26 protein-coding genes are annotated in these 20,015 nt (G+C 64.1%); 17 read left to right on the forward strand and 9 right to left on the reverse strand.

Translation table 11 applies throughout. The features are described 5' to 3' along the window. The first annotated feature begins 143 nt into the window (after positions 1-143). Positions 144-1,118 carry a helix-turn-helix domain-containing protein gene (locus HAP48_RS48235; protein ID WP_106319942.1) on the forward strand — a complete coding sequence of 325 codons (975 nt, stop codon included), beginning with the start codon at positions 144-146 and terminating at the stop codon, positions 1,116-1,118. Between the two features lie 30 nt (positions 1,119-1,148). Continuing rightward, positions 1,149-1,565 carry a YkvA family protein gene (locus tag HAP48_RS48240; RefSeq protein ID WP_166207960.1) on the forward strand — a complete coding sequence of 139 codons (417 nt, stop codon included), beginning with the start codon at positions 1,149-1,151 and terminating at the stop codon, positions 1,563-1,565. A gap of 97 nt (positions 1,566-1,662) precedes the next feature. Here HAP48_RS48240 and HAP48_RS48245 read toward each other — a convergent pair whose 3' ends face one another. Beyond that, entirely contained in the window at positions 1,663-3,027 is a 1,365-nt protein-coding gene (locus HAP48_RS48245; RefSeq protein WP_166207963.1) for a histidine kinase, read from the reverse strand. 180 nt (positions 3,028-3,207) lie between these two features. Here HAP48_RS48245 and HAP48_RS48250 point away from each other — a divergent pair, with 180 nt between their 5' ends. Beyond that, positions 3,208-3,828, forward strand: a complete 621-nt coding sequence (locus HAP48_RS48250) for a response regulator transcription factor (RefSeq protein ID WP_029080052.1) — start codon at positions 3,208-3,210, stop codon at positions 3,826-3,828. Between the two features lie 30 nt (positions 3,829-3,858). After that, a complete protein-coding gene (fghA, locus tag HAP48_RS48255; protein ID WP_166207965.1) occupies positions 3,859-4,698 on the forward strand; it encodes an S-formylglutathione hydrolase in 840 nt (279 codons plus the stop codon). Positions 4,699-4,852: 154 nt separating this feature from the next. Here fghA and HAP48_RS48260 read toward each other — a convergent pair whose 3' ends face one another. Then, complete coding sequence (locus tag HAP48_RS48260) at positions 4,853-5,332, reverse strand: DUF3280 domain-containing protein (protein ID WP_166215861.1); 480 nt, start codon at positions 5,330-5,332, stop codon at positions 4,853-4,855. A 175-nt stretch (positions 5,333-5,507) separates the two neighbouring features. Between HAP48_RS48260 and HAP48_RS48265 the strand changes: the two genes are divergently transcribed. The 6 genes from HAP48_RS48265 (at position 5,508) to HAP48_RS48290 (ending at position 10,390) form a co-directional block, all read left to right on the forward strand. Next, a complete protein-coding gene (locus HAP48_RS48265; protein WP_166207968.1) occupies positions 5,508-6,689 on the forward strand; it encodes an ABC transporter substrate-binding protein in 1,182 nt (393 codons plus the stop codon). 14 nt (positions 6,690-6,703) lie between these two features. After that, complete coding sequence (locus HAP48_RS48270; RefSeq protein ID WP_166207971.1) at positions 6,704-7,672, forward strand: YVTN family beta-propeller repeat protein; 969 nt, start codon at positions 6,704-6,706, stop codon at positions 7,670-7,672. Then, complete coding sequence (locus tag HAP48_RS48275; RefSeq protein WP_224496870.1) at positions 7,669-8,490, forward strand: ABC transporter ATP-binding protein; 822 nt, start codon at positions 7,669-7,671, stop codon at positions 8,488-8,490. Before HAP48_RS48270 ends, HAP48_RS48275 begins: the two co-directional genes overlap by 4 nt. Further along, positions 8,487-9,335: an ABC transporter permease gene (locus HAP48_RS48280; protein ID WP_166207975.1), complete on the forward strand. Its 849-nt coding sequence runs from the start codon at positions 8,487-8,489 to the stop codon at positions 9,333-9,335. The genes HAP48_RS48275 and HAP48_RS48280 overlap by 4 nt, the downstream gene beginning before the upstream one ends. Before the next feature lie 50 nt (positions 9,336-9,385). Further along, positions 9,386-9,964 (forward strand): hypothetical protein, encoded by a 579-nt coding sequence (locus tag HAP48_RS48285; protein ID WP_166215869.1) that lies wholly within the window; start codon positions 9,386-9,388, stop codon positions 9,962-9,964. 129 nt (positions 9,965-10,093) lie between these two features. Further along, complete coding sequence (locus HAP48_RS48290) at positions 10,094-10,390, forward strand: copper-binding protein (protein WP_166207978.1); 297 nt, start codon at positions 10,094-10,096, stop codon at positions 10,388-10,390. Positions 10,391-10,416: 26 nt separating this feature from the next. On the opposite strand, the gene HAP48_RS48295 is transcribed toward HAP48_RS48290, so the two are convergent. Continuing rightward, positions 10,417-10,971 carry a PQQ-dependent catabolism-associated CXXCW motif protein gene (locus HAP48_RS48295; protein WP_166207981.1) on the reverse strand — a complete coding sequence of 185 codons (555 nt, stop codon included), beginning with the start codon at positions 10,969-10,971 and terminating at the stop codon, positions 10,417-10,419. Further along, on the reverse strand, positions 10,968-11,849 hold the full coding sequence (locus HAP48_RS48300) for a substrate-binding domain-containing protein (RefSeq protein ID WP_166207984.1): 882 nt from the start codon (positions 11,847-11,849) through the stop codon (positions 10,968-10,970). The genes HAP48_RS48295 and HAP48_RS48300 overlap by 4 nt, the downstream gene beginning before the upstream one ends. 158 nt (positions 11,850-12,007) lie before the next feature. Here HAP48_RS48300 and HAP48_RS48305 point away from each other — a divergent pair, with 158 nt between their 5' ends. Together HAP48_RS48305 and HAP48_RS48310 are read left to right on the forward strand one after the other, a co-directional pair. Continuing rightward, positions 12,008-12,934, forward strand: coding sequence for a quinoprotein relay system zinc metallohydrolase 2 (locus tag HAP48_RS48305; RefSeq protein WP_166207987.1), 927 nt, complete (start codon positions 12,008-12,010; stop codon positions 12,932-12,934). Between the two features lie 44 nt (positions 12,935-12,978). Beyond that, entirely contained in the window at positions 12,979-13,803 is an 825-nt protein-coding gene (locus HAP48_RS48310; protein WP_166207990.1) for a quinoprotein dehydrogenase-associated SoxYZ-like carrier, read from the forward strand. A 24-nt stretch (positions 13,804-13,827) separates the two neighbouring features. On the opposite strand, the gene HAP48_RS48315 is transcribed toward HAP48_RS48310, so the two are convergent. Next, positions 13,828-14,169, reverse strand: coding sequence for a hypothetical protein (locus HAP48_RS48315; protein WP_420869846.1), 342 nt, complete (start codon positions 14,167-14,169; stop codon positions 13,828-13,830). A gap of 101 nt (positions 14,170-14,270) precedes the next feature. On the opposite strand from HAP48_RS48315, the gene HAP48_RS48320 reads away from it, so the two are divergent. Genes HAP48_RS48320 through HAP48_RS48335 form a run of 4 tightly spaced genes read left to right on the forward strand, consistent with a single transcriptional unit; the run spans position 14,271 to position 17,085 of the window. Then, positions 14,271-15,251, forward strand: a complete 981-nt coding sequence (locus HAP48_RS48320) for an ABC transporter substrate-binding protein (RefSeq protein WP_166207996.1) — start codon at positions 14,271-14,273, stop codon at positions 15,249-15,251. Positions 15,252-15,253: 2 nt separating this feature from the next. Beyond that, positions 15,254-15,991 (forward strand): ABC transporter permease, encoded by a 738-nt coding sequence (locus tag HAP48_RS48325; RefSeq protein ID WP_166207999.1) that lies wholly within the window; start codon positions 15,254-15,256, stop codon positions 15,989-15,991. Further along, positions 15,981-16,691 (forward strand): ABC transporter ATP-binding protein, encoded by a 711-nt coding sequence (locus HAP48_RS48330; RefSeq protein WP_166208002.1) that lies wholly within the window; start codon positions 15,981-15,983, stop codon positions 16,689-16,691. The genes HAP48_RS48325 and HAP48_RS48330 overlap by 11 nt, the downstream gene beginning before the upstream one ends. Before the next feature lie 40 nt (positions 16,692-16,731). Further along, the gene (locus HAP48_RS48335; protein WP_166208005.1) at positions 16,732-17,085 is read left to right on the forward strand and encodes a hypothetical protein; all 354 of its coding nucleotides are present in this window, start codon (positions 16,732-16,734) and stop codon (positions 17,083-17,085) included. 5 nt (positions 17,086-17,090) lie between these two features. Here HAP48_RS48335 and HAP48_RS48340 read toward each other — a convergent pair whose 3' ends face one another. The 4 genes from HAP48_RS48340 to HAP48_RS48355 form a co-directional block, all read right to left on the reverse strand. Beyond that, a complete protein-coding gene (locus HAP48_RS48340; protein WP_166208008.1) occupies positions 17,091-17,327 on the reverse strand; it encodes a hypothetical protein in 237 nt (78 codons plus the stop codon). Positions 17,328-17,423: 96 nt separating this feature from the next. Continuing rightward, a complete protein-coding gene (locus tag HAP48_RS48345; protein ID WP_210292780.1) occupies positions 17,424-18,308 on the reverse strand; it encodes a hypothetical protein in 885 nt (294 codons plus the stop codon). 209 nt (positions 18,309-18,517) lie between these two features. Beyond that, entirely contained in the window at positions 18,518-18,598 is an 81-nt protein-coding gene (pqqA, locus tag HAP48_RS48350) for a pyrroloquinoline quinone precursor peptide PqqA (protein WP_009031067.1), read from the reverse strand. A 341-nt stretch (positions 18,599-18,939) separates the two neighbouring features. Then, entirely contained in the window at positions 18,940-19,338 is a 399-nt protein-coding gene (locus HAP48_RS48355) for an EF-hand domain-containing protein (RefSeq protein ID WP_166208011.1), read from the reverse strand. A 199-nt stretch (positions 19,339-19,537) separates the two neighbouring features. On the opposite strand from HAP48_RS48355, the gene HAP48_RS48360 reads away from it, so the two are divergent. After that, entirely contained in the window at positions 19,538-19,783 is a 246-nt protein-coding gene (locus tag HAP48_RS48360) for a hypothetical protein (RefSeq protein WP_224496871.1), read from the forward strand. Positions 19,784-20,015: the final 232 nt, after the last annotated feature.

Here is a 20,015-nt window from a genome sequence, read left to right on the forward strand (position 1 = left end):
GTCGGAGGATCACCCGACATTAACCGGGAAGAAATCCCGCCGCCTCCCTAAGCTGTTCAGAATCAGGGAGAAGGCGCATCGTCCCGGGCCAGAACTAAGCTCGGTGAGCAGTCACGTTGGGGATCGAATCGGTGGCTGGAAAGATGTCCGATACAGTCCATTCACTCAGCACGAACGGTTTGACGCCCAAGCGTCAAATCCAGCGCTGGTCGGATGCGCTCACTGACCTCTGCGGTCAGTTCGATGTCGATGCGCTCGAGGGATCCTCGCTCGAGGGCCGGATCAATTTCACGACGGTCTCACGATTGAAGCTGTGCCAGATCGAGGCAAGCCAGCACCGGATCGCGCACACCATCTCGCGCATCAAGCTGAGCGAGCACCCCTACATCAAGATCGTGTTCCAGACCCACGGCGTCTCGCATTTCGAGCAGGACGGCCTGCACTTCGACATCATGCCGGGCGACTGCTTCGCCTACGATGTGTCCTGCCCGCATACGATCATCAGCCCGTCCCTGACCCGTCACGAGGTTGTCATCGTGCCGAAGGACCTGCTGAAGGAGCGCGGCTTCCAGCTCTCCAAGATGGCGCCGTGCAAGCTGTCGGCGCGCAACGGCACCGGCCGCATCGCCTATGATTTCGTCCATGCCGCGTTCGGCGAGGCCCCGACGCTGACCCCGGTCAACGCGGTCGGCGTCGCCGATGCGCTGATCGACCTGCTGCTGCTGCCGCTGCGCGAGACCGGCGCCATGTTCGACCGCGGCAGCGCGGAGGCGACCTATGTGCGGGCCCAGGGCTTCATCCGCGAGCATCTGCGCGATCCTGATCTCTGCATCGACCGCATTTCCGCGGCGCTCGGCTGTTCGAAGCGCTATCTGCACATGCTGTTCAGCGATCGCGGTATGACGGTCAGTGATTACATCTGGAAGGCCCGGTTGCAGAATTGCCGGCAGGAGCTGGAATCACAGAACGGCAAGACCATCACCGATGTTGCGTTCTCCTGGGGCTTCTCGAGCTCCTCGCATTTCAGCCGCGTGTTCCGGAAGTATTTTGGCATCGCGCCCTCCTCCGTCCACAAGGGCCTGCACGGCGGCATGCCGGCCGACGTGGTGCTGGAATAGCGTTTCCGCCTGGCGTGCAGGCGTCACGCCATGCTGTCCGCGACCAAAATTTCCTCGATCAAGCATTCACTCAAAACCTGGGCGCGCAACCTCAAACGGGACAGCGTCGCGCTGTATCTCGCAGCGCGCGATCCGCGCGTGCCCTGGTACGCCAAGGCCGTTGCGGTCGCGGTGGCCGCCTACGCACTGTCGCCGATCGATTTGATTCCCGATTTCATCCCTGTCATCGGCTATCTCGACGACCTGATCCTGCTGCCGCTCGGCATCTGGCTTGCGATCGCGCTCGTTCCCGACGAGGTGATGGTGGAATGCCGCGCCAGGGCCAGCACCATACTGCAGCGTCCGACCAGCCGGGCCGGCATGATCGCGATCATCGTGCTCTGGATCGCCGGCGCACTGGCGCTTGTCTGGGCGACCTTCGCATACTGGCCGCGATCCGCCTCCTAGAGCGTTTTCGAGCGAAGTGGAGGCCGGTTCGCGTGAAGAAAACGAAGTCAAAACAAGAATCTCGAGCTTCGGTTCTGATTCAATCAGGACCGAAGCCCTAGGCGCGTGCGGCCTTCGGCACCAGCGCCTCGACCGTCACGCCGTCATCGCCTGAAGTGATATTGAGCGTGCCTCCAAGCGCGAGGATTCGCTCCCGCATGCCGGATAAACCGCGCCCAAGCCGGTGATCCCCGAGCATTCCGCGGCCGTTGTCGCGAACCCGCACCAGCGCGCAGCCACGACTGCCGCGCGGGCCTGCCTGCCGCTCCGCAGGCTCAATCACGATGTCGACTTCAGTTGCGCCGGCGTGGCGAAACACGTTGGTGAGCGCCTCCTGGACAATGCGATAGATCGTCAACTCGGCCATCTCGCCGGTCTCGCCGAGATCGGGCGAGATGCGGCTATCGATCTCCACCTCGGGGTGCGACTCACCCCACATCCGCACCAGCGCTCCAAGCGCTTCCGCAAGCCCGAGCTCGGCCAGTCCGACCGGCCGCAAGCGCTCCAGGATGCGGCGGGTGAACTGCTGAAGCGCATTGACCTGCTCGAGGATGGCGTTGCCGTGCTTGCGCAGCGCCGAGGGATCGGGCTTTTCGACCTCCGACAGCCGGTTCAGCGCGCCGGCATGCGCGCGCAGCGCAAACAAATACGGCCCGAACTCGTCGTGCAGTTCGCGCGCGATCTCCTTGCGCTCGGAATCCTGCAGCGACACCGCGCGTTCGGCGAGCTGCCGCTTGCTGTCCACGGCGTCGCCAAGGGTTGCCGCCAAATGGTTCAGTTTGGCACAGATTGCGGCCAATTCCGGCGATCCGCCGGGCTCGACGCGCGCATCGTAATCCCCTGCTTCGATGCCGGTCATGGCCTGCGACAGCGCCTCCAGCGGCGCCAATGCGCGGCCGACCACCAGCATGGTCACCAGAAGCAGCGCCACCGCGATCGCAGAGCCGACCTCGAGCTGGGTGACGATGCCATCCCAGATCTCGGCCATTTCGTCGTCCGGATGCGAGGTGATGACCAGCGATTGCGGCTTGCCGTGAACCGAGATCGGCACCCGCACCGAGGTCTGCTCGGGATGCACCAGCGCCACGAACCACTCGGGCGGGGCGCGCGGGTCGCCGGCCTCCTCCGCCCGCTCCGCCGGCTTTGCGGTCGCGTCATCCTGCCGCGAGATGCTGACATGGCGCAGCCGGCTCAAATCCTCGACGATCTGATCGAGCCGCGCATCGGGATCGGGCGCCTCGTCGAGACCAGCCACGATCGTCGCGACAAACTCGCGCGCCAGCCGGATCACGCTCTGGTCCTCGGCCTGGACACGCGGCCCCGCTTCCAGTACGAGCCGCGCAATATTGATGCCCAGTCCAAGCGCCAGTATCAGCGCCAACAGCAGGTTGATCCGTGCGCGCAAGGATAGCTTTTGCCACATGACGTTGCCCCCGACCCGCGATCCCTCCTCCGAGAGGATCGTTGACAGCCAAATTTGCCCGGCTATCTAATCGCAGCCTATCGCAATCTCGCGCGAGGTGCACAAGCGGTCGGAACCGACGTGTCCTGGTGCAAACCGATGTGATGATGAGTGAATCAAGGCAGGTCGCGGAACAACGCCATGCGCATTCTGATTGTTGATGATCATCCCATCGTCGCGTCGGGTTGTCGCACCGTGTTCGCCGACGATCCCGAGATCATCCTGCTGGAAGCGGCCGATGCCGAGAGCGGCGAACGGGCTTTCGTCGCTGAAAAGCCCGATCTCTGCGTGATCGACATCAACCTGCCGACGGTCTCCGGCTTCGAGTTGGCGCGCCGCATCCTGTCGCACGATGCGTCGGCGCGCCTCATCATGTTCAGCATGAACGACGACCCGGTGTTCGCCGCCCGCGCCATCGATATCGGCGCCAAGGGCTACGTCTCGAAGACCGGCGATCCCAACGATCTGGTGGAGGCGGTGCGCGAGGTCGGCAATGGAGGCGTCTATTTGCCGCCAGCGATCGCACGTAATGTCGCCTTTGCGCGGCCGGGCTTTGCGCAGAATCCGCTGTCCAAGCTGACGTCGCGCGAGATGGAGATCCTGCGCCTGCTCAGTTCCGGCAAGAGCCTGTCGGAGATCGCCTGGCTGGTGCATTCGTCATACAAGACGGTCGCGAACACGTCATCGATCATGCGTCAGAAGCTTGGCGTGCGCACCTCAGCAGAGCTCGTGCGCCTCGCGATCGAGAGCGGCGTCGGCTGACGCAGCACTCCAACCCAGAGGAATACGACAATGCAGACGGTTTCCCAGAACAAGTCGCATGGCGGCACGCAGGGCGTGTACCGGCATCCAAGCCGCGAGACCAGGACCGATATGACCTTCTCGGTGTTTGTCCCGGCGCACACGGCCGGCGCCAAATTGCCCGTCGTCACCTATCTGTCGGGCCTGACCTGCACGCACGCCAACGTCACCGAGAAGGGTGAATTCCGCCAGGCATGCGCCGAACTCGGCCTGATCTTCGTTGCGCCCGACACCAGCCCGCGCGGCGAAGGCGTCCCCGGCGATCCCGCCAATGCTTACGATTTCGGCCTCGGCGCGGGCTTCTATGTCGATGCGACGGAACAGCCGTTCGCGACCAATTACCGGATGTGGAGCTACGTCACCGAGGAATTGCCAAAGCTGATCGCCGAGCACTTCCCGGTCGACACGACGCGGCAATCGATCCTTGGCCATTCCATGGGCGGCCATGGCGCGCTGACGGTGGCGCTGCACCATCCCGATCGTTATCGCGCGGCAAGCGCGTTTGCGCCGATCGTGGCGCCGTCGCAGGTGTCATGGGGCAACAAGGCGCTCGGCGGCTATCTCGGCAACAACAAGCAGGCGTGGCGGAAGCACGATGCGGTGGCGCTGATCGAGGACGGCGCCCGCTTCTCCGATCTGCTGGTCGACTATGGCGATGCAGACGGCTTTCTCACCGAGCAGCTGCGGCCCGAGCTCCTGAAGGCGGCCTGCGAGAAGGCCAACATTCCCCTCACTTTGCGGCGTCAGCCAGGCTACGACCACAGCTACTACTTCATCTCGACCTTCATGGCCGATCACCTGCGCTGGCACGCCGCGCGGCTGAAGGCGTGATCCAGTCCGTCCCGTCATCCCCGCGCAACGGCTTTGCCGTTGTCGCTGGAGGAGCGCGCAGCGCGTCTCGAAGGATGCACGGCCCGGCTGGTGGCCGTCGATCCTTCGAGACGCGCGCTCCTCAGGATGACGGGGAAAAATCCGTGTGCGCGAGCTACCGCGCCTGCGGCGCGCCGTAATTCGGCGCGAGCAGGCGGTTGCGCACGAGGTAGTTGGTGGCGCGCGACCAGGATTCGTCGGTATTGCCGCGCATGTCGGCGCTCGCCGCGGCCAGCAATTGCCCGCTATGCACGTCGCGCAGATAGAGATTGATGTTGAGGATCAGGTTGGAGACCTTCTGCACCACGCCTGTCATCACGAGATCGGCGCCCAGCTCGCCGGCCAGCTTCACATCGCACCCGCCGCAGGCCTGAAGATTGCTGCCGTGTGCCGCAGCATTGACAGGCGCGATGTCGAGCACGCGGAACCTGCCTGATTCCGCGAGCTCCTTGCGTACCTGATCGCCGGCCCGGAGCAGCCGCGCCTGCTCGTCAGTCGGCTGCCCGTTGACCTCGCCTTGCAGGCTGGTGTCGATCATCTCGAGGTCGAACACCGCGAGCCTGGGCGGCTCGGCGCGCGCGGCCGCCGCAGACATCACCAGCAATGAGACGACGAAGGCGAACGTTGATCTCATGATTGTGAACCAATCGAATTTGTAACCTCGCAACGACAAAAAGCGGGGTTGCAAGCTAGGCCAATTCGGTCATCTTGCACATCAACGCATGGTCCGACAACGCCATGCCCGGTGAAGAAAGACTGCGGGAGGAGTTATGTTCCGATGGCTGATCGGCACGATCGCGCTCAGCATGATGACGACCGGAGCGCTGGCGGCTGATCCCGTCGAGGTCCATATCGGCTATCTCGGCCATGCCGGCGTCAAATCGACGCTCTCGCTGCTCGACCAGCCGGCCGACAATGACGGCATCGCCGGCGCGCGGCTTGCTATCGAGGACAACAATACGACCGGGAAATTCCTCAACCAGCGCTTCATGCTCGACGAGGTAAAGGTCAAGGACAGCGACGACGTCGCCAAGGTCGCGACCGATCTCGCCAGCCGCAACGACTACATCATCACGGACCTGCCCGCCGATGCCCTGCTCAAGGTCGCCGATGCGCTGCGCGACCGCGGCACCGTGCTGCTGAATGCAGGCGCGATCGACGATCGGCTGCGCGAGCAGGACTGCCGCGGCAACGTCATCCACGTGGCACCGACCCGCTCGATGCTGGCCGACGCGCTTGGCCAGTACCTGGTCTGGAAGCAATGGAAGCGCTGGTTCCTGGTGGTGGGCTCGCACGATCAGGACAAGCTCTATGCCGACGCGCTGCGCCGCGCGGCCACGCGTTTTGGCGCCAAGATCGTCCAGGAACGGACATTCGAGGATACCGGCGGCGCACGCCGCACCGACTCTGGCGTCACGCTGATCCAGCGCCAGATGCCGGTGTTCACGCAGCAGGCGCCGGCTTACGACGTGCTGGTCGCGGCCGACGAGAGCGAGGTGTTCGCGAACTATCTGCCATACCGGACCTGGGACCCGCGGCCGGTGGCGGGCTCGGCCGGCCTGGTGCCGACCAGCTGGGACGCGGCGCATGACCAATGGGGCGCCGTCCAGATTCAGAACCGCTTCATCAAGCTGAACATGCGCCGCATGACGGCGATCGACATGCAGGCATGGACCGCCGCGCGCATAATCGGGGAGGCCACGTCGCGCACCAATTCGGGGGATCCCAAGAAGGTCATCGCCTTCCTCAAGGGCCCGGACTTCTCGATCGCCGCCTTCAAGGGCACGCGATTGACCCTGCGCAACTGGAATCTGCAGCTGCGCCAGCCGATCCTGCTGGCCGATGGTCGTATGGTGGTCTCGGTCTCGCCGCAGGAAGGTTTCCTGCATCAGGTCTCCGAACTCGACACGCTCGGTGTTGACCGGCCCGAAACGAAGTGCAAGCTGCAGTGAGGGAGAATGAACGCATGTGGCGCCGCTGTCTGTTGACCGGGATGCTGATTTGGCTTGCCGCGGCGCCGGCGTCCGCTTTCGTTGCCTATGTCTCCAACGAAAAGGGCAACACGGTCACGGTGATCGACACCAACAGCTGGACGGTGACAAAAACCATCAAGGTCGGCCAGCGGCCGCGCGGCATCGAGTTTTCGCGCGACGGCAGGTTCGTGATGGTAGCAGTCGGCGATGACGACACGATCCAGGTGATCGACACCAAGACCCAGGAGATCGTCGACACCCTGCCCTCCGGCCCCGACCCTGAACTGTTCGCCCAGGATGCCGCCGGCAAGACCATGTATGTCGCCAACGAGAACGACAACACGGTCACCGTGATCGATCTCGAAAAGCGCGCCCGGATCGGCGACATCCAGGTCGGCGTCGAGCCCGAGGGCATGACGATCAGCCCGGACGGCAAGATCCTGATCAACACCTCCGAAACCACCAACATGGCGCATTTCATCGACACCGCGACGCGCCAGATTGTCGCCAATGTGCTGGTCGATTCGCGGCCGCGCTTTGCCCAGTTCAAGCACAACAGCTCTGAATTGTGGGTATCGTCCGAAATCGGCGGGACGGTGTCGATCATCGATCCCGTCAAGCACGAGGTGACGGGCAAGATCAATTTCGAGATTCCGGGCCTGCGGAGCGAGGCGATCCAGCCGGTCGGCATCGGCATGACCAAGGATGACAAGACCGCGTTCATCGCACTTGGCCCGGCCAACCGCGTCGCGGTGGTCGATGCCAGCAGCCACAAGGTGATCAAATATCTCCTGGTCGGCCAACGGGTCTGGCACATGGACTTCACCCCCGACGAAAAATATCTGCTGGTCACCAACGGCGTCTCGAACGATGTCTCGGTGATCGACGTCGCGGCCCAGAAAGTGATCAAGACCATTCAGGTCGGCGAACTGCCCTGGGGGATCACGATCGCGCAGCCATGACCGCAACCGACGCCCATATCGCGAGCCAGCCCTCGCCGGACTCAGCTCCCGGAACAGAAGCGGCGGTGCAGCCGGCACTGTCGATCGGCAATGTCAGCCACAGCTACGGGCCGCGGCGCGCCCTGATCGACGTCAGTTTCACCGTCGCGCCGGCAAGCTTCACCGCGCTGCTGGGCCTCAATGGCGCGGGCAAGAGCACGCTGTTCTCGCTGGTGACGCGGCTGTTCGGCATCCAGCACGGCCAGATCAAGATCTTCGGCCACGATATCAGCCGGACGCCCGGTGAAGCGCTGCGGCTGATGGGCGTGGTGTTCCAGTCCCGTACGCTCGATCTCGATCTCTCGCTGACGCAAAACCTGCTCTATCACGCCGCGCTGCACGGCATCTCGCGGCGCGAGGCACGGGCGCGCAGCGCCGAGGTGCTCGGCCGCATCGGCTTGGCCGACCGCGCCGGCAGCAAGGTGCGCGATCTCTCGGGCGGCCAGATGCGGCGGCTCGAGATCGCCCGCGCGCTGCTGCACCGCCCCAGGCTGTTGCTGCTCGACGAGGCCACCGTCGGGCTCGACGTCAAGGCGCGCGCCGACATTCTCGACCATGTCCGGCAGCTCGTCACTGAACAGGGCATCGGCGTGCTCTGGGCGACGCATCTGTTCGACGAGATCATGCCAAACGACGACCTTGTCGTACTGCATCAGGGCAGGATGCTGGCACACGGCCCGGTCGCGCGCGTGGTCGCGGAGGCCGGTGCACAGGACGTCAACACCGCCTTCATGCGCCTGACCGGAACGGCCACACTTTCGGGGAGACCGCCGTCATGAGCAGCACGACGGTGACGCCCGAGCGAAGCGGCTTCTCGCTGTCCGAATACATCGTCTGCCTGAACGGCATCGTGTGGCGCGAGGCGCTGCGCTTCCTACATCAGCGCGAGCGCTTCGTCTCGGCCCTGGTCAGGCCGCTGGTCTGGCTGTTCATCTTCGCCGCCGGCTTCCGTCAGGTGCTCGGCATCTCGATCATCCCGCCCTATGAGACCTATATCCTGTACGAGGTCTATATCGCGCCCGGCTTGATGGCGATGATCCAGCTCTTCAACGGGATGCAATCCTCGCTGTCGATGGTCTATGACCGCGAGATGGGCAACATGCGCACGCTGCTGGTCAGCCCGCTGCCGCGCGGCTATCTCCTGTTCTGCAAGCTGCTCGCCGGCACCGCGGTCTCGCTGCTGCAGGTCTACGCTTTCCTCGTCATCGCGTGGTTCTGGGATATCGCGCCGCCGACGATCGGTTATCTCACCGTGCTTCCGGCGCTGGTGCTGTCGGGCCTCATGCTCGGCGCGCTGGGCATGTTGATCTCGGCCAGCATCAAGCAGCTGGAAAATTTCGCCGGTGTGATGAACTTTGTGATCTTCCCGATGTTCTTTGCATCGTCGGCGCTCTATCCGCTCTGGCGCGTGCAGGAAGGCAGCCCGATGCTGTATTATGTCTGCCAGTGCAATCCGTTCACCCATGCGGTGGAGCTGATCCGGTTTGCGCTGTATGGTAAGATGAACTGGGTTTCGCTCGCGGTGGTCGGCGGCTGCACGGTGGTGTTCATGATCGGCGCGATCCTGGCTTACGATCCCTCGCGCGGCCTTGTGCGCCGCGGACCCGGCGGAGGCGAGGCATGAGAGGTCTACGAATCGGACCTTGGCTAACAGCACTTGGCGCGCTGTGCGCGATGGTTCTGTCGAACCAGGTCGCGTCCGCCGCGGACCCGCGCTATCCTGACTGGCCCTGCGCACAGGCCAAGGTGCCCGAGATCTCGCTTGCCGCCGTCTGGGCCGGGCCGCCGCTCGGCGATGCCGAGACCAAATGGAAGGACGATCCGAAGATCAGCGCGCTGGCGGCCAAGCTCGCGGCACGCCGCATTCCGCTGGAGGACGCGCAGAAGGAGATCACCGAGTTCCTGTCGGCTGCCGCGGCCGACAAGGCCAATGCGGGAAAGCTGCTGTTCGCAGGCCTGTTCAATACGCTCAACGGGCAGCGGGCCTCGGTGATGAACGGGCTCGAACGCGTGATGCGCAAGCAGCGCGAGGCCGCGGAAAAGATCCGCGCCGATACGCTTGCGCTGCAGGCGCTGCAGGACGCCACACCGCCGGACCAGGCCAAGGTCGATGAGCTCGGCAATCAGCTGGTCTGGGAGACGCGGATTTTCGAGGACCGCGGACGCGTGGTGCGATTCGTCTGCGAGGTGCCGACCACCATCGACCAGCGCCTGTTCGCGCTCGGCCGGGCCATCCAGCAGGAGCTGGATTGAGGCCTGCGACCAATCGACCCGGCGATCATGAACATGCCTCCCAATGTGTTCTCTTGGGCGGCGCCGATCCGGAACAAACTGCGCGCTCCGCTCGTTGTCTCCAACTATATCTGAAGTTGGGAGGCCTCGATGAGAGCAGCCAAGATCGTCATGACCGGCCTTGCGGCCGCGAGCCTGGTCACGTCAGCGGCTTTGGCCCAGCAACCCATGTCGGGAATGGTCACCAAGATTGACCGATTGAGCGGAACCATCTCGATCCAGCAGACACAAAGCGGCACGGTCGGCGCGGCCGGCGGCGCGGTTCAGGAATACAAGGTGCCCAAGGGACAGTCGCTGGAGGAGCTTCACGCCGGTGACAAGGTGACGTTCACCACCGCGGACGGCGACGGCGGCAAGACGATCAGCAAGCTCGACAAGCAGAAGTAGCTCGCAAAGCGCGCGTGAGCGCGGGCTTATTGCTCGCCTTCGCGCGGCTCGGGCTCCGCTTCCGCCAGCGGCAGTTTGGCGCGCCCCCACCCGTCGGTTCCATCCGGATACCACGCCACGTTGCGGTAGCCGTAGGACAGCACGCGTCTGGCCGCATTCCACGACATCCAGCAATTCTCCTGGCAGTAGATCACCAGCAGCCCCGCCTTGTCGTCGCCGGAGGCGCGGGCCAGTCCGCGTCGCAGATACTCCTCCGTCGGCGCGGCGAGCCTGCCGTAGCCGGTGTCGGGCAGCCAGATGCTGCCCGGAATATTCTGATGCGGCCGCTCGCGCCACACCGTGCCGGCGGGCAGATTTGGCTTCGGCGCGCGCGGCAGCACGTCGACGAAGGCGCCGGATTTCTCGCGCCAGATCGCTTCCGCTTCCGCGGTCGTGAGCACCTGTGCGCCGGCAAGCGTTGTCGGCACCGGCGCGCGATAGTCCTCGGTGCGATAGCCCTCGGGTTCTGCGGGATGGTCCTGCGCGCGGACAGGCGAAGCGGCGACCAACATCACCGCAAGCATGGCCGCGCGCCTGTTCATGGCGATTTGGTCGCGGTCTCCGGCCCGATCGGACGGTCGTTCTCGTCGAGCAGCGGAACGCCGTAGTCGAGCAGGATCTTGTTGATCGCCGGCTGGTTCTCCTGGATCAGGCGATTGAGCTGCCGCTTCCAGTTCTGATCAGACCCACGCACGCCCATGCCGATGCGATAGACGAGCTTCGGTCCCGTGGTCTCCTTGACCAGCGGCGTGATATGCAGCGGCGGGTTCGCCTTCTTGGCATAAAAGCCCGCCATCGGCCCCCACAGGATGCCGGCGTCGATCTCACCCTTGGCGAGATCGGTCATCATCGCCTCGGCCGACGAATCGTAGCGCGTGTCGATCATCAGCGGATAGGGCTTTGCGTTGGTCATCAGGCCGTTGATGGCCATGTTGGTCGCCGGCGGCGTTCCCGCGACGATGCCAATGTGCTTGCCCTTCAACCGCGCGTCCTCCAGCGTCGTGACCTCGTCGAGGCCGCTGCCGGCCTTGGCGACGATCGCATAGGCCGTACGGTAATACGGATTGGTGCCTTGCGCGAGGTCGTCGCCTTGCGGAAATCCCATGATGACGTCGCAGCGATGCGCCGCGAGCGTCATCCGCACGAAGCCGGTCGCTTGCGGAAAGTACATGTAGTCGAGCTTCTTCTGCAGCTTCTCGGCGAGCAGCTCGCCGATCTTGTTCTCGAACCCCTCGCCCTTGTCGTTCGAGAACGGCAGATTGCGCGGATCGGCGCAGATGCGTAGCACCCTGGCATCGACGAGTTCGATGGAGAGTTCGCCCTGATCGTTGACCTGCGCGCGCGCGATGTCGCGGCCGCCGAAGCAGGCGATCAAGCCGACAAGCGCGAACAGTACAGGACGGCATCCGGCAATTCTCATCACGCGGTCTCCTCTTGATCGGATGGGCCCACCAATTGCCCGTCGCACCATGACGTGCAACAGGAATAATGATCGTGACGGCGCCGCGTTGCTTGCTGCAGCGCAAACTGGTGCGTGGCTATATCGATCGCGCGTTCCGGAGAAACTGAGGCAGAAACATGGCTCATGGCGGTTCGGTGCTTACGCTGCTCCTGATGCTTTGGGCGCCGACCATAGCGCGGGCGCAACAGGCGGAATTGCCTGTGAGCGAAGTCGCTCCCGGAATATTCGTGCACACCGGGCTCACCGCATTGATGACGCGCGACAACGCAGGCGCCATCGCCAATGTGGGATTCGTGATCGGAGATAGCGCGGTCGCCGTGATTGACACCGGCGGCAGCGTTCGCGAAGGGCGGCAGTTGCTCGCGGCGGTTCGCAGCCGCACCGACAGGCCGATCCGCTACGTCATCAACACCCACGCGCATCCCGATCACAGCTTCGGCAACGCGGCGTTCGTCGGCGACGGCACCAGCTTCGTCGGCCACAAGAGCCTGCCGCGCGCGCTGGCGGCCCGCGGGCAATTCTATCTCGACGGCTTTCGCCGCACGATGGGCGATGCGCTGATCGACGAAGTCCGCATCGTTCCCCCGACCGTGCTGGTCGAGGACACGCTGAAGCTCGACCTCGGCGGACGAACCCTCACCCTGAAGGCTTGGCCACCCGCCCACAGCGACAACGACCTGACCGTCTTCGATGAGCGCACGAGGACGCTGTTCGCCGGCGATATGGTGTTTCTTGAGCATATTCCCGTGGTCGACGGCAGCCTGAAGGGCTGGCTGCGTGCACTCGACGACCTCGCGGCGATTCCCGCCGAGCGCGTGGTTCCCGGTCACGGACCCGTGAGCGCATGGCCCGCAGCGCTCGCCGACGAGCGGCGTTATCTCCAGACGCTGGCCGCGGATGTGCGCGCGCTCGTCGCAGGCGGCAAGCCGATCACGGCCGCAGCGGAGCATGCCGCCGCAGCCGAGCGGCCACGCTGGCAATTGTTCGACGACTACAACGCCCGCAACGCAACTGCAGCATTCTCGGAAATTGAATGGGAGTAGCGGTTCGTCCTATACTGGCGCGGCTTGGATAGGATCTCGCGAACATGCCTCGACATCGCGCCCGCCTGCTCTGCATCGCCAGCCTCTTTACGATCGCGCTTGGCTCACCGAGCGCGCCCGCCGCAGAGCCCTATGATCCCTGGCCGGGCCTGGTCCAGGACATCTTCAGCAACCGCCCGATGAACGATGGCGGCGACGTCATCGGCATCGAGATGCCGGCGCGCGCGGAAGACGCCGCGATCGTTCCGGTGACGCTGCGCACTAAACTGCCGCCCAGCGACAGCCGCCGCGTCGTCGCGATCACGCTTGTCATCGACGAGAACCCGGCGCCGATGGCCGCGAAATTCACGCTGGGGCCGAGCGCCAACGTCACCGAGATCGCCACCCGCGTCCGCGTCAACAACTACACCAATGTGCACGCGGTTGCGGAACTCAGCGACGGCAAGCTCTATGTCAGCAAGGTCTATGTCAAGGCCTCCGGCGGCTGCTCGGCGCCGGCGGCCAAGAACGCCGAGGAAGCGAACAACCGGCTCGGCCAGATGCGCTACCGGCAATTCGCAAGGCCCGAACAGGGGCCCGCGAGCAGCACGCGGGAAGCCCAGATCATGATCGGACATCCGAACAATTCAGGCCTGCAGATGGACCAGGTCACGCAGCTCTATGTCCCGGCCTTCTTCGTCAACGAACTGCACATCTGGCAGGATGACAGTCCGGTGCTGGCGATGGAGGGAGGAATCTCGATTTCCGAGGATCCCAATATCCGCTTCACCTACGTCTCGAACGGCGCAAAGCGTTTCCGTGCCGAAGCCAAGGACACCGACGGACACATCTTCGAGCACGAATGGAAGGTCGACAATCCCGGGACCTGACGCGCCATCCGTCCACGACAGACGCTAGAAGCACCTGACCTCGGCTTCGGCCTGGGCGCGCCTGAGGTCATTGAGCGCGTTGGCGGCCTGCTCGGACGTGCGGAACGGGCTACCCAGATCGCCGCGCACCTGCGACAGGCTCAACACGGTTTCGGCCGTGACATAGCGATCGTAGGGTACCAGCGAGGCGACGACGTCGATCGAGCAGGAACATTGCTCGATCGCCTGCCGGCTCTCGCCATTGGCCTTCATGCAGCCGAACACATATTCGGCCCGCGCCGAGGTCGGATAGTCATTGACTTCCTGGGCCCGCACGCTGATGGCCGTCCCGGCGAGCACTAGGACGGCGACAATCGGTCGTAGCATGCCAGCTCCTGCCATGGTCCTGCTTCCTCTTCTCTTCCCGCAAGCTATGCTATGGATGTTGATCAGAAAAGAAAACATTCGGGGAAGTGGCTCAAGAAACGATGATCATCTCTGTACGCACGGTGTTGGCTGCGGCAGTTCTGGCGGTCGTGCAGTTCGGCACCTCGTGCAATGCGCAGACCATCCGCATTGCAGCGCAGAAGACCGGAACGCTGGCCTGGGAACTGGCCGTCATTCGCTCCCATGGCCTCGACAAGAAGGCCAATCTGACGATCGACGTCACCGAGCTCGCCAGCCCCGAGGCCGGCAAGATCGCGCTACGCGCCGGCTCCGCCGACGTGATGGTATCCGACTGGCCCTGGGTCTCGCGCGAGCGCTCGCTCGGCGCCAAGCTGCAGTTTTATCCCTATTCGAGCGCACTAGGGGCCGTGATGATCCCGGCCTCCTCGCCGCTCAAGACGCTCGCGGATCTCAAGGGACGCAAGCTCGCCGTCGCCGGCGGCGCGATCGACAAGAACTGGCTGCTGCTGCAGGCCGCATTGAAGCAGGACGGCGTCGACCTGAAGTCGCAATCGACCATCGTCTATGGCGCGCCGCCGCTGCTTACCGCCAAGACGCTCGACGGCGAGATGGACGCGACGCTCAACTACTGGAATTTCTGCGCCGCGCTTGAAGCCAAGGGCTTCCGCCGTCTCGCCGGCATGGAAGAAATCCTGCAAAAGCTCGGCAGCAAGGGCCGCATCGCAATGATCGGCTACGTGTTCGACGAAGCCTGGGCCAACGCCAACAGGGATCTGGTGGCCCGCTTCATCGCGGTGACGCGCGCCGCAAAGCAGATCCTGGCGACTTCGGACGCCGAATGGGATGCGATTGCGCCGCTCACCGGTGCGCAGGATGCAGCAACCCTGCATGCCTATCGCGACCGCTACCGCGAAGGCATTCCGCGTCGTTCGATCGCGGATGAAGAAGCGGATGCGCGCATACTCTACCGGGTGCTGGCGCAGCTCGGCGGCCGCGAGCTGGTCGGCACGGCAACCGAGCTCGATCCGGGCACGTTCTATCAAGCGATCCCGGGAGACTAGCGGTGCTGCGTCTCCTGTCATTCGCGCTGTTCATCGCGACCTGGTGGATTGCCTCGCTGCTGATCGGCGATGCAAAGCTGCCGGCGCCGCCGGTGGTGCTGGCGGTGCTGATCGCCGAAGCCAGATCCGGGGCGCTGTTCGTCAATCTCGGCGCCACGCTGGCGCGCGTCGCGTTGGCCTTCACGCTCGCGATGGCGCTCGGCTCGGCGATCGGCTATTTGATGGGCCGCGTCTCGCTGGCCAACCGCCTTGGCGACCCCTGGCTGATCCTGCTGCTCAATTTGCCGGCACTCGTCGTCATCGTGCTCGCCTATATCTGGGCCGGGCTGACCGAGGTCGCCGCGATCGCGGCGATCGCCATCAACAAACTGCCGACCGCCGTCGTCACGCTACGTGAGGGCGCCCGCGCACTAGATCCCGCGCTCGACGAGATGGCAACGGCATTTGCCTTGCCGCGCGGCCGCGCCTTCCGGCATGTGATCCTGCCGCAGCTTGCGCCCTACATTGCGGCCGCCGCGCGCTCCGGGCTCTCGCTGGTGTGGAAGATCGTTCTGGTTGCTGAATATCTGGGCCGGCCGAACGGCGTCGGCTTCGAGATCGGCGTCGCCTTCCAGCTGTTCGATATCCCCTTGCTGCTCGCCTACTCGCTGAGCTTTGCCGGTGTCGTGCTGGTCATCGAGACCCTGCTGGTGCAGCCGTTTGAAACCAAGCTAACGCGGTGGCGGCTCCGTGCAGCTTGAGGTCAATATCACAGGCAAGAGTTTTGCGAGCGCGGCCGGGAAGCGGCACGATGTGCTCGACAACGTCACCTTCACATTGAACGCCGGCGAGGTTGGTGTGCTGTTCGGCCCGTCGGGCTGCGGCAAGAGCACCCTGCTCAGGATCCTCGCCGGGCTCGACGGCAACTACCAGGGCCACGTCGCGTGCTCGCCCGGCATGCGCCTCGGCATGGTGTTCCAGGAGCCACGGCTGCTGCCCTGGCGCACCGTCGAGGAGAATGTGCGGCTGGCCACACCGCATGTCGACGACAGTACACTCTCGGCGCTGTTCGAGGTGCTCGAACTGACCGTGCACCGCAACCATTTCCCCGGCGAGTTGTCGCTCGGCCTCGCCCGCCGCGTCGCGCTCGCCCGCGCGTTCGCCATCGAGCCGGATTTTCTGATCCTCGATGAGCCGCTGGCCTCGCTCGACAATGCACTCGCGGGGCGGCTGCGCGATCAGGTCGCGACCCTGGTGGCAAGCCGGAAGATGATGACGCTCCTGGTCACCCACGATCTCGACGACGCGGTCCGCCTCGGCGACCGCCTGTTCTTCCTGTCGCCGCGGCCGGCACGTATCCTTCACGTCGAGACCATCACCGCGCCGCGCGCGTCGCGCGATGAAGCCCAGATCGGCGAAATCAAGCGGCAGCTCTCACAGTTGGACCTTGCAAATATGTGAGACGCCGTCATCCTTGGACAAAGCGTAAGGGAGAAATTGGATGTCGCGCGCGTTGATTGCGGCTGGGGTTGCGTTGCTTGTGCTGCCGGGCGCGGTGCTGGCCCAAAGCAAGGGCAAGGGCATCCGGCTGTGGAATCTGACCAGCGCCACGATTTCGAGCTTCGAGCTGTCGCCGGCGGGCAAGAACGAGTGGGGTCCCAACCAGACGCTCAACGACAAGGACAAGGAAGTTGATCACGATGAGCGCCTGCGCATCACCGGCGTCGAGCCCGGCCGCTACGACGCCAAGGTCGGCTACAGCGGCGCCAAACAGTGCTTCGTCCGCGACATCGAGATCAAGGCCGACGCCGTGTTTTCGGTCTCCGACAAGGACCTGAAGGATTGCAACAAGTAGAGTGCCTAGCCGGTCGGCGGCTTGCCGCCGATGCCAGCGCGGTCATTGCTGTGCGGATATTCGCAGCGCCATCGCACCGCGGTCCATTTCGGATGCTCGCCGACCCATTGCGCGATGTAAGGCGGCGCGGCCATGGCGCATTGCTGCAGCGAGCCGCTCCAGTTGAACACCAGATGCTGCTCCTCGCACGTGGCGGGCGACAGCACGGCACATACAGTGACGATCAGATCAATCGGGTTCATGCGCGATCCCTAAGCGTGCTCATGAAGTAGATAACACGACGGAATACGTAATCAGCCAGGACAGAGTTTCACAGCCCCGTGAGAGGACGCGGGAACCTAGAAGTTGAGACCGTACACCAGCCGCGCCTGATGGCGTTCAAAATTGACCAGATCGAGGGCGCCGCTGCTCCCGGCGTGCTGTCCCCAGGCCTGGACGCTCCAGGTCGCGGTCAGGCGTGAGCGCTCGGAGAGCTGGAAATAGGCCGTCGGCCCGATGAACAGCGCCTGCCCGGACAATTCATCGAGGCCGATCCCCTCATACTTCCGGAAATAGCGCGCTTCAGCGCCGAGCAGGATATCCGGCTTCACCTTGGCCATCAGCCCGAACGCGACGCCGACCGTGGCGTCCTGCTCTGCTGTGCCGGTGCGCGGCATCCGCGTCCATTCCGGCTCATAGCTGACGTTCATGGCCGCCACCACAAAGTTCGGGATCACTTCGCGGTCGAACGCCAGCGTGAGCTCGGTGCCGTAGCTGCGGACGGCCGCGGCCGTCACTTCGTCGACGCGGTCGGCACGTGTCTCCAACGCGACCGTCATGCCGAATGGCGCCGTCTCGCGATCGAGAAAGCGATAGCGAAAATCGGCCGAGACGCCCTGCCACGACAATTGGCGGCGATCGTCAAAGCCCGGGACGCGGCTGATGTCGTAGGCCGAGAACGACGCTCCGAGCTCGACACGAAAATTCGGCGCCGGAACGAGCTCGAGCTCCAATTCCTGATTGAGCGTGCGATACCGGCCGCCGTCCTTCGCGAAGCGCCCGGTGGCCTGAGTCTGAAACTCGCGCTCGCCGACCTCGCCCACATCGGAGCCGATCATGAAGCCGAAGATGTGCTCGGTATCAAAACCCTCGGCATAGGCGCCGAGCGGCAACACCGCGGCGACGCCGGCAACCACCGCGCACACCACGCCTACCCGACGCCCGATCTTGATTGCGAGATTCATCGTCCCGTAGCACCACCTTGAACCGCACTGTAGGACAAAGCAGTACGGCCCGCCAATCGCGCGGGCGATGTCGATCTCAAGGTCCTGTGGGAAGGATGTGAGGGAAGCTGTTCGAGCGACTGCGTCAGAGCCGCGAAAGTACTTTGCGGGAAAGACGCCTGCCACGGCCCGATGCAGCAAGCTGCACCAGCCGGGCAGGCTGTCTCACGTTACTTGCGCGCTGCGCAGGCGTACATGTTGATTTCCATGCCCACCGGCACTTCGACGATCTTCGGTGTTTTCCAGGCCATTTCCTTCTCCCAAGTATAAGTTGGCGCTAGCTTCGCGCCGCGCGGCAAGCTAGGGCTGGCTTTTCCAGGGCGCAAGCTGGGGGGTTAAGGACCCGACTTCGCTGCTGGACATGCCGGAACGGACGACGGCTCGCTGACTCCTGCCTGGCTTAGGAACGGCTGGGAAATTCCGACACTGTTCTGTCAGGCATTTTCCGGCTGCCCGGCAGCGACGCACGGATAAGGAGCCCCGATCACGGCGGCCGAGTCTTGCCCAAGAGCGAAATCGCAACTTTTTTTGTTATGCGGCGGATTCCAGCGTCAATGACCGGAATCGGCCCCGTGGAGGGTGCTGCTGGAAGCTATTTGAGCAGGCGCAGCAGTGCCCGGCCGGCGCGCGACTTCAGCTCTTTCGCATCCAGCGTTCCGTCATTGTCGGGATCGGCGGCCTTGAAGCGCTGCTCGACGACCGCGAGATATTCGTCGAGCGTCAGGGTGCCGTCGTGATCCGGATCCGCCATCGCCAGCTCTTTCGCGGTCAGCCGTCCACGCAATTCGCGCACGTCGAGCGTGCCGTCATGGTCAGGATCCAGCTTTGCGAACAGGACGGCGGCCGCCTTCTTGGCTTCGGCAAGGTCGACCGTCCCGTCATTGTCGGGATCGAGCATCTTGAGCACGCTGCCGCGGCCGGATGCCGCCAAAGCGGGGCCCGCGAGGGCGGCCATGGCCAAAGTCAAAACAAGCGATCGGCGCGAAATCATCATTCGTCTCCCTTGCGTGCCGCTCCGGCGAAGTGACGAAGCGCGCGCTGCAAATCGAGACAAAGCATAACAGCTTTGGAGACGCGTCGTACAGTTTGCGCAGCCGGTAAGCCCTCGTCGGGTTTCGGGTGGAACGAGACCTTCCCACCGGTCATTTCTGGAGTCCTGACGCATCGCACCCGAATGAACGAGGTCATCCATGAGCGGCATTTGCAGGAATGCGTTGGGCTGCCTTGTCGTGCTTGGCCTGATCGCGCCGGTGTCGGCACAGAATAGAGCCCCTGCCCGATCCGTGGAGGCGGTCCAGCAACGCACGCTCACCGGCAAGGAGCGGCTCGGCCGCAAATGGACCGACGAGCAGCGCATCGACAATTGCAATGTGCCGCCGGACAAGCGGGGTACGAAGTCGCGCCCGAGTGCCTGTCCCCATTCGCCGTCAAGCTGATCGAACCGTCCGCGCTGCGACATAACCGCGGGCCACGCGTGGTGTTGTGTATTCCACGCCGCGGTAAGCTACGGACGCATCTGCGAAAAACCTGACGCTTCGGCCGCCCCCGGGGCGTTCGCTGGGGTTCGTTCACGTTTTCGTATTGACCCGTTTTGCTTTCAGGCCGATGGTTGCATCCGCAACGTCAGGGAATAGGCGTGCAGCAAAAAGGTTCATTGGGAGGAGATAT

Source organism: Bradyrhizobium septentrionale (assembly GCF_011516645.4).
Lineage (GTDB): Bacteria > Pseudomonadota > Alphaproteobacteria > Rhizobiales > Xanthobacteraceae > Bradyrhizobium > Bradyrhizobium septentrionale.

Bases quoted from the DNA above. Each gene is read 5' to 3' on its own strand.
- HAP48_RS48275 (WP_224496870.1), top strand. From the start codon at position 7,669: ATGACCGCAACCGACGCCCATATCGCGAGCCAGCCCTCGCCGGACTCA.
- HAP48_RS48250 (WP_029080052.1), top strand. From the start codon at position 3,208: ATGCGCATTCTGATTGTTGATGATCATCCCATCGTCGCGTCGGGTTGT.
- HAP48_RS48290 (WP_166207978.1), top strand. From the start codon at position 10,094: ATGAGAGCAGCCAAGATCGTCATGACCGGCCTTGCGGCCGCGAGCCTG.
- pqqA (WP_009031067.1), bottom strand. From the start codon at position 18,598: ATGGCCTGGAAAACACCGAAGATCGTCGAAGTGCCGGTGGGCATGGAA.
- HAP48_RS48265 (WP_166207968.1), top strand. From the start codon at position 5,508: ATGTTCCGATGGCTGATCGGCACGATCGCGCTCAGCATGATGACGACC.
- HAP48_RS48285 (WP_166215869.1), top strand. From the start codon at position 9,386: ATGGTTCTGTCGAACCAGGTCGCGTCCGCCGCGGACCCGCGCTATCCT.
- HAP48_RS48335 (WP_166208005.1), top strand. From the start codon at position 16,732: ATGTCGCGCGCGTTGATTGCGGCTGGGGTTGCGTTGCTTGTGCTGCCG.
- HAP48_RS48280 (WP_166207975.1), top strand. From the start codon at position 8,487: ATGAGCAGCACGACGGTGACGCCCGAGCGAAGCGGCTTCTCGCTGTCC.
- HAP48_RS48270 (WP_166207971.1), top strand. From the start codon at position 6,704: ATGTGGCGCCGCTGTCTGTTGACCGGGATGCTGATTTGGCTTGCCGCG.
- HAP48_RS48235 (WP_106319942.1), top strand. From the start codon at position 144: ATGTCCGATACAGTCCATTCACTCAGCACGAACGGTTTGACGCCCAAG.
- HAP48_RS48305 (WP_166207987.1), top strand. From the start codon at position 12,008: ATGGCTCATGGCGGTTCGGTGCTTACGCTGCTCCTGATGCTTTGGGCG.
- HAP48_RS48355 (WP_166208011.1), bottom strand. From the start codon at position 19,338: ATGATTTCGCGCCGATCGCTTGTTTTGACTTTGGCCATGGCCGCCCTC.
- HAP48_RS48360 (WP_224496871.1), top strand. From the start codon at position 19,538: ATGAGCGGCATTTGCAGGAATGCGTTGGGCTGCCTTGTCGTGCTTGGC.
- HAP48_RS48320 (WP_166207996.1), top strand. From the start codon at position 14,271: ATGATCATCTCTGTACGCACGGTGTTGGCTGCGGCAGTTCTGGCGGTC.
- HAP48_RS48260 (WP_166215861.1), bottom strand. From the start codon at position 5,332: ATGTCTGCGGCGGCCGCGCGCGCCGAGCCGCCCAGGCTCGCGGTGTTC.
- HAP48_RS48340 (WP_166208008.1), bottom strand. From the start codon at position 17,327: ATGAACCCGATTGATCTGATCGTCACTGTATGTGCCGTGCTGTCGCCC.
- HAP48_RS48315 (WP_420869846.1), bottom strand. From the start codon at position 14,169: ATGCTACGACCGATTGTCGCCGTCCTAGTGCTCGCCGGGACGGCCATC.
- HAP48_RS48300 (WP_166207984.1), bottom strand. From the start codon at position 11,849: ATGAGAATTGCCGGATGCCGTCCTGTACTGTTCGCGCTTGTCGGCTTG.
- HAP48_RS48240 (WP_166207960.1), top strand. From the start codon at position 1,149: ATGCTGTCCGCGACCAAAATTTCCTCGATCAAGCATTCACTCAAAACC.
- HAP48_RS48245 (WP_166207963.1), bottom strand. From the start codon at position 3,027: ATGTGGCAAAAGCTATCCTTGCGCGCACGGATCAACCTGCTGTTGGCG.
- HAP48_RS48345 (WP_210292780.1), bottom strand. From the start codon at position 18,308: ATGAATCTCGCAATCAAGATCGGGCGTCGGGTAGGCGTGGTGTGCGCG.
- HAP48_RS48310 (WP_166207990.1), top strand. From the start codon at position 12,979: ATGCCTCGACATCGCGCCCGCCTGCTCTGCATCGCCAGCCTCTTTACG.
- HAP48_RS48295 (WP_166207981.1), bottom strand. From the start codon at position 10,971: ATGAACAGGCGCGCGGCCATGCTTGCGGTGATGTTGGTCGCCGCTTCG.
- fghA (WP_166207965.1), top strand. From the start codon at position 3,859: ATGCAGACGGTTTCCCAGAACAAGTCGCATGGCGGCACGCAGGGCGTG.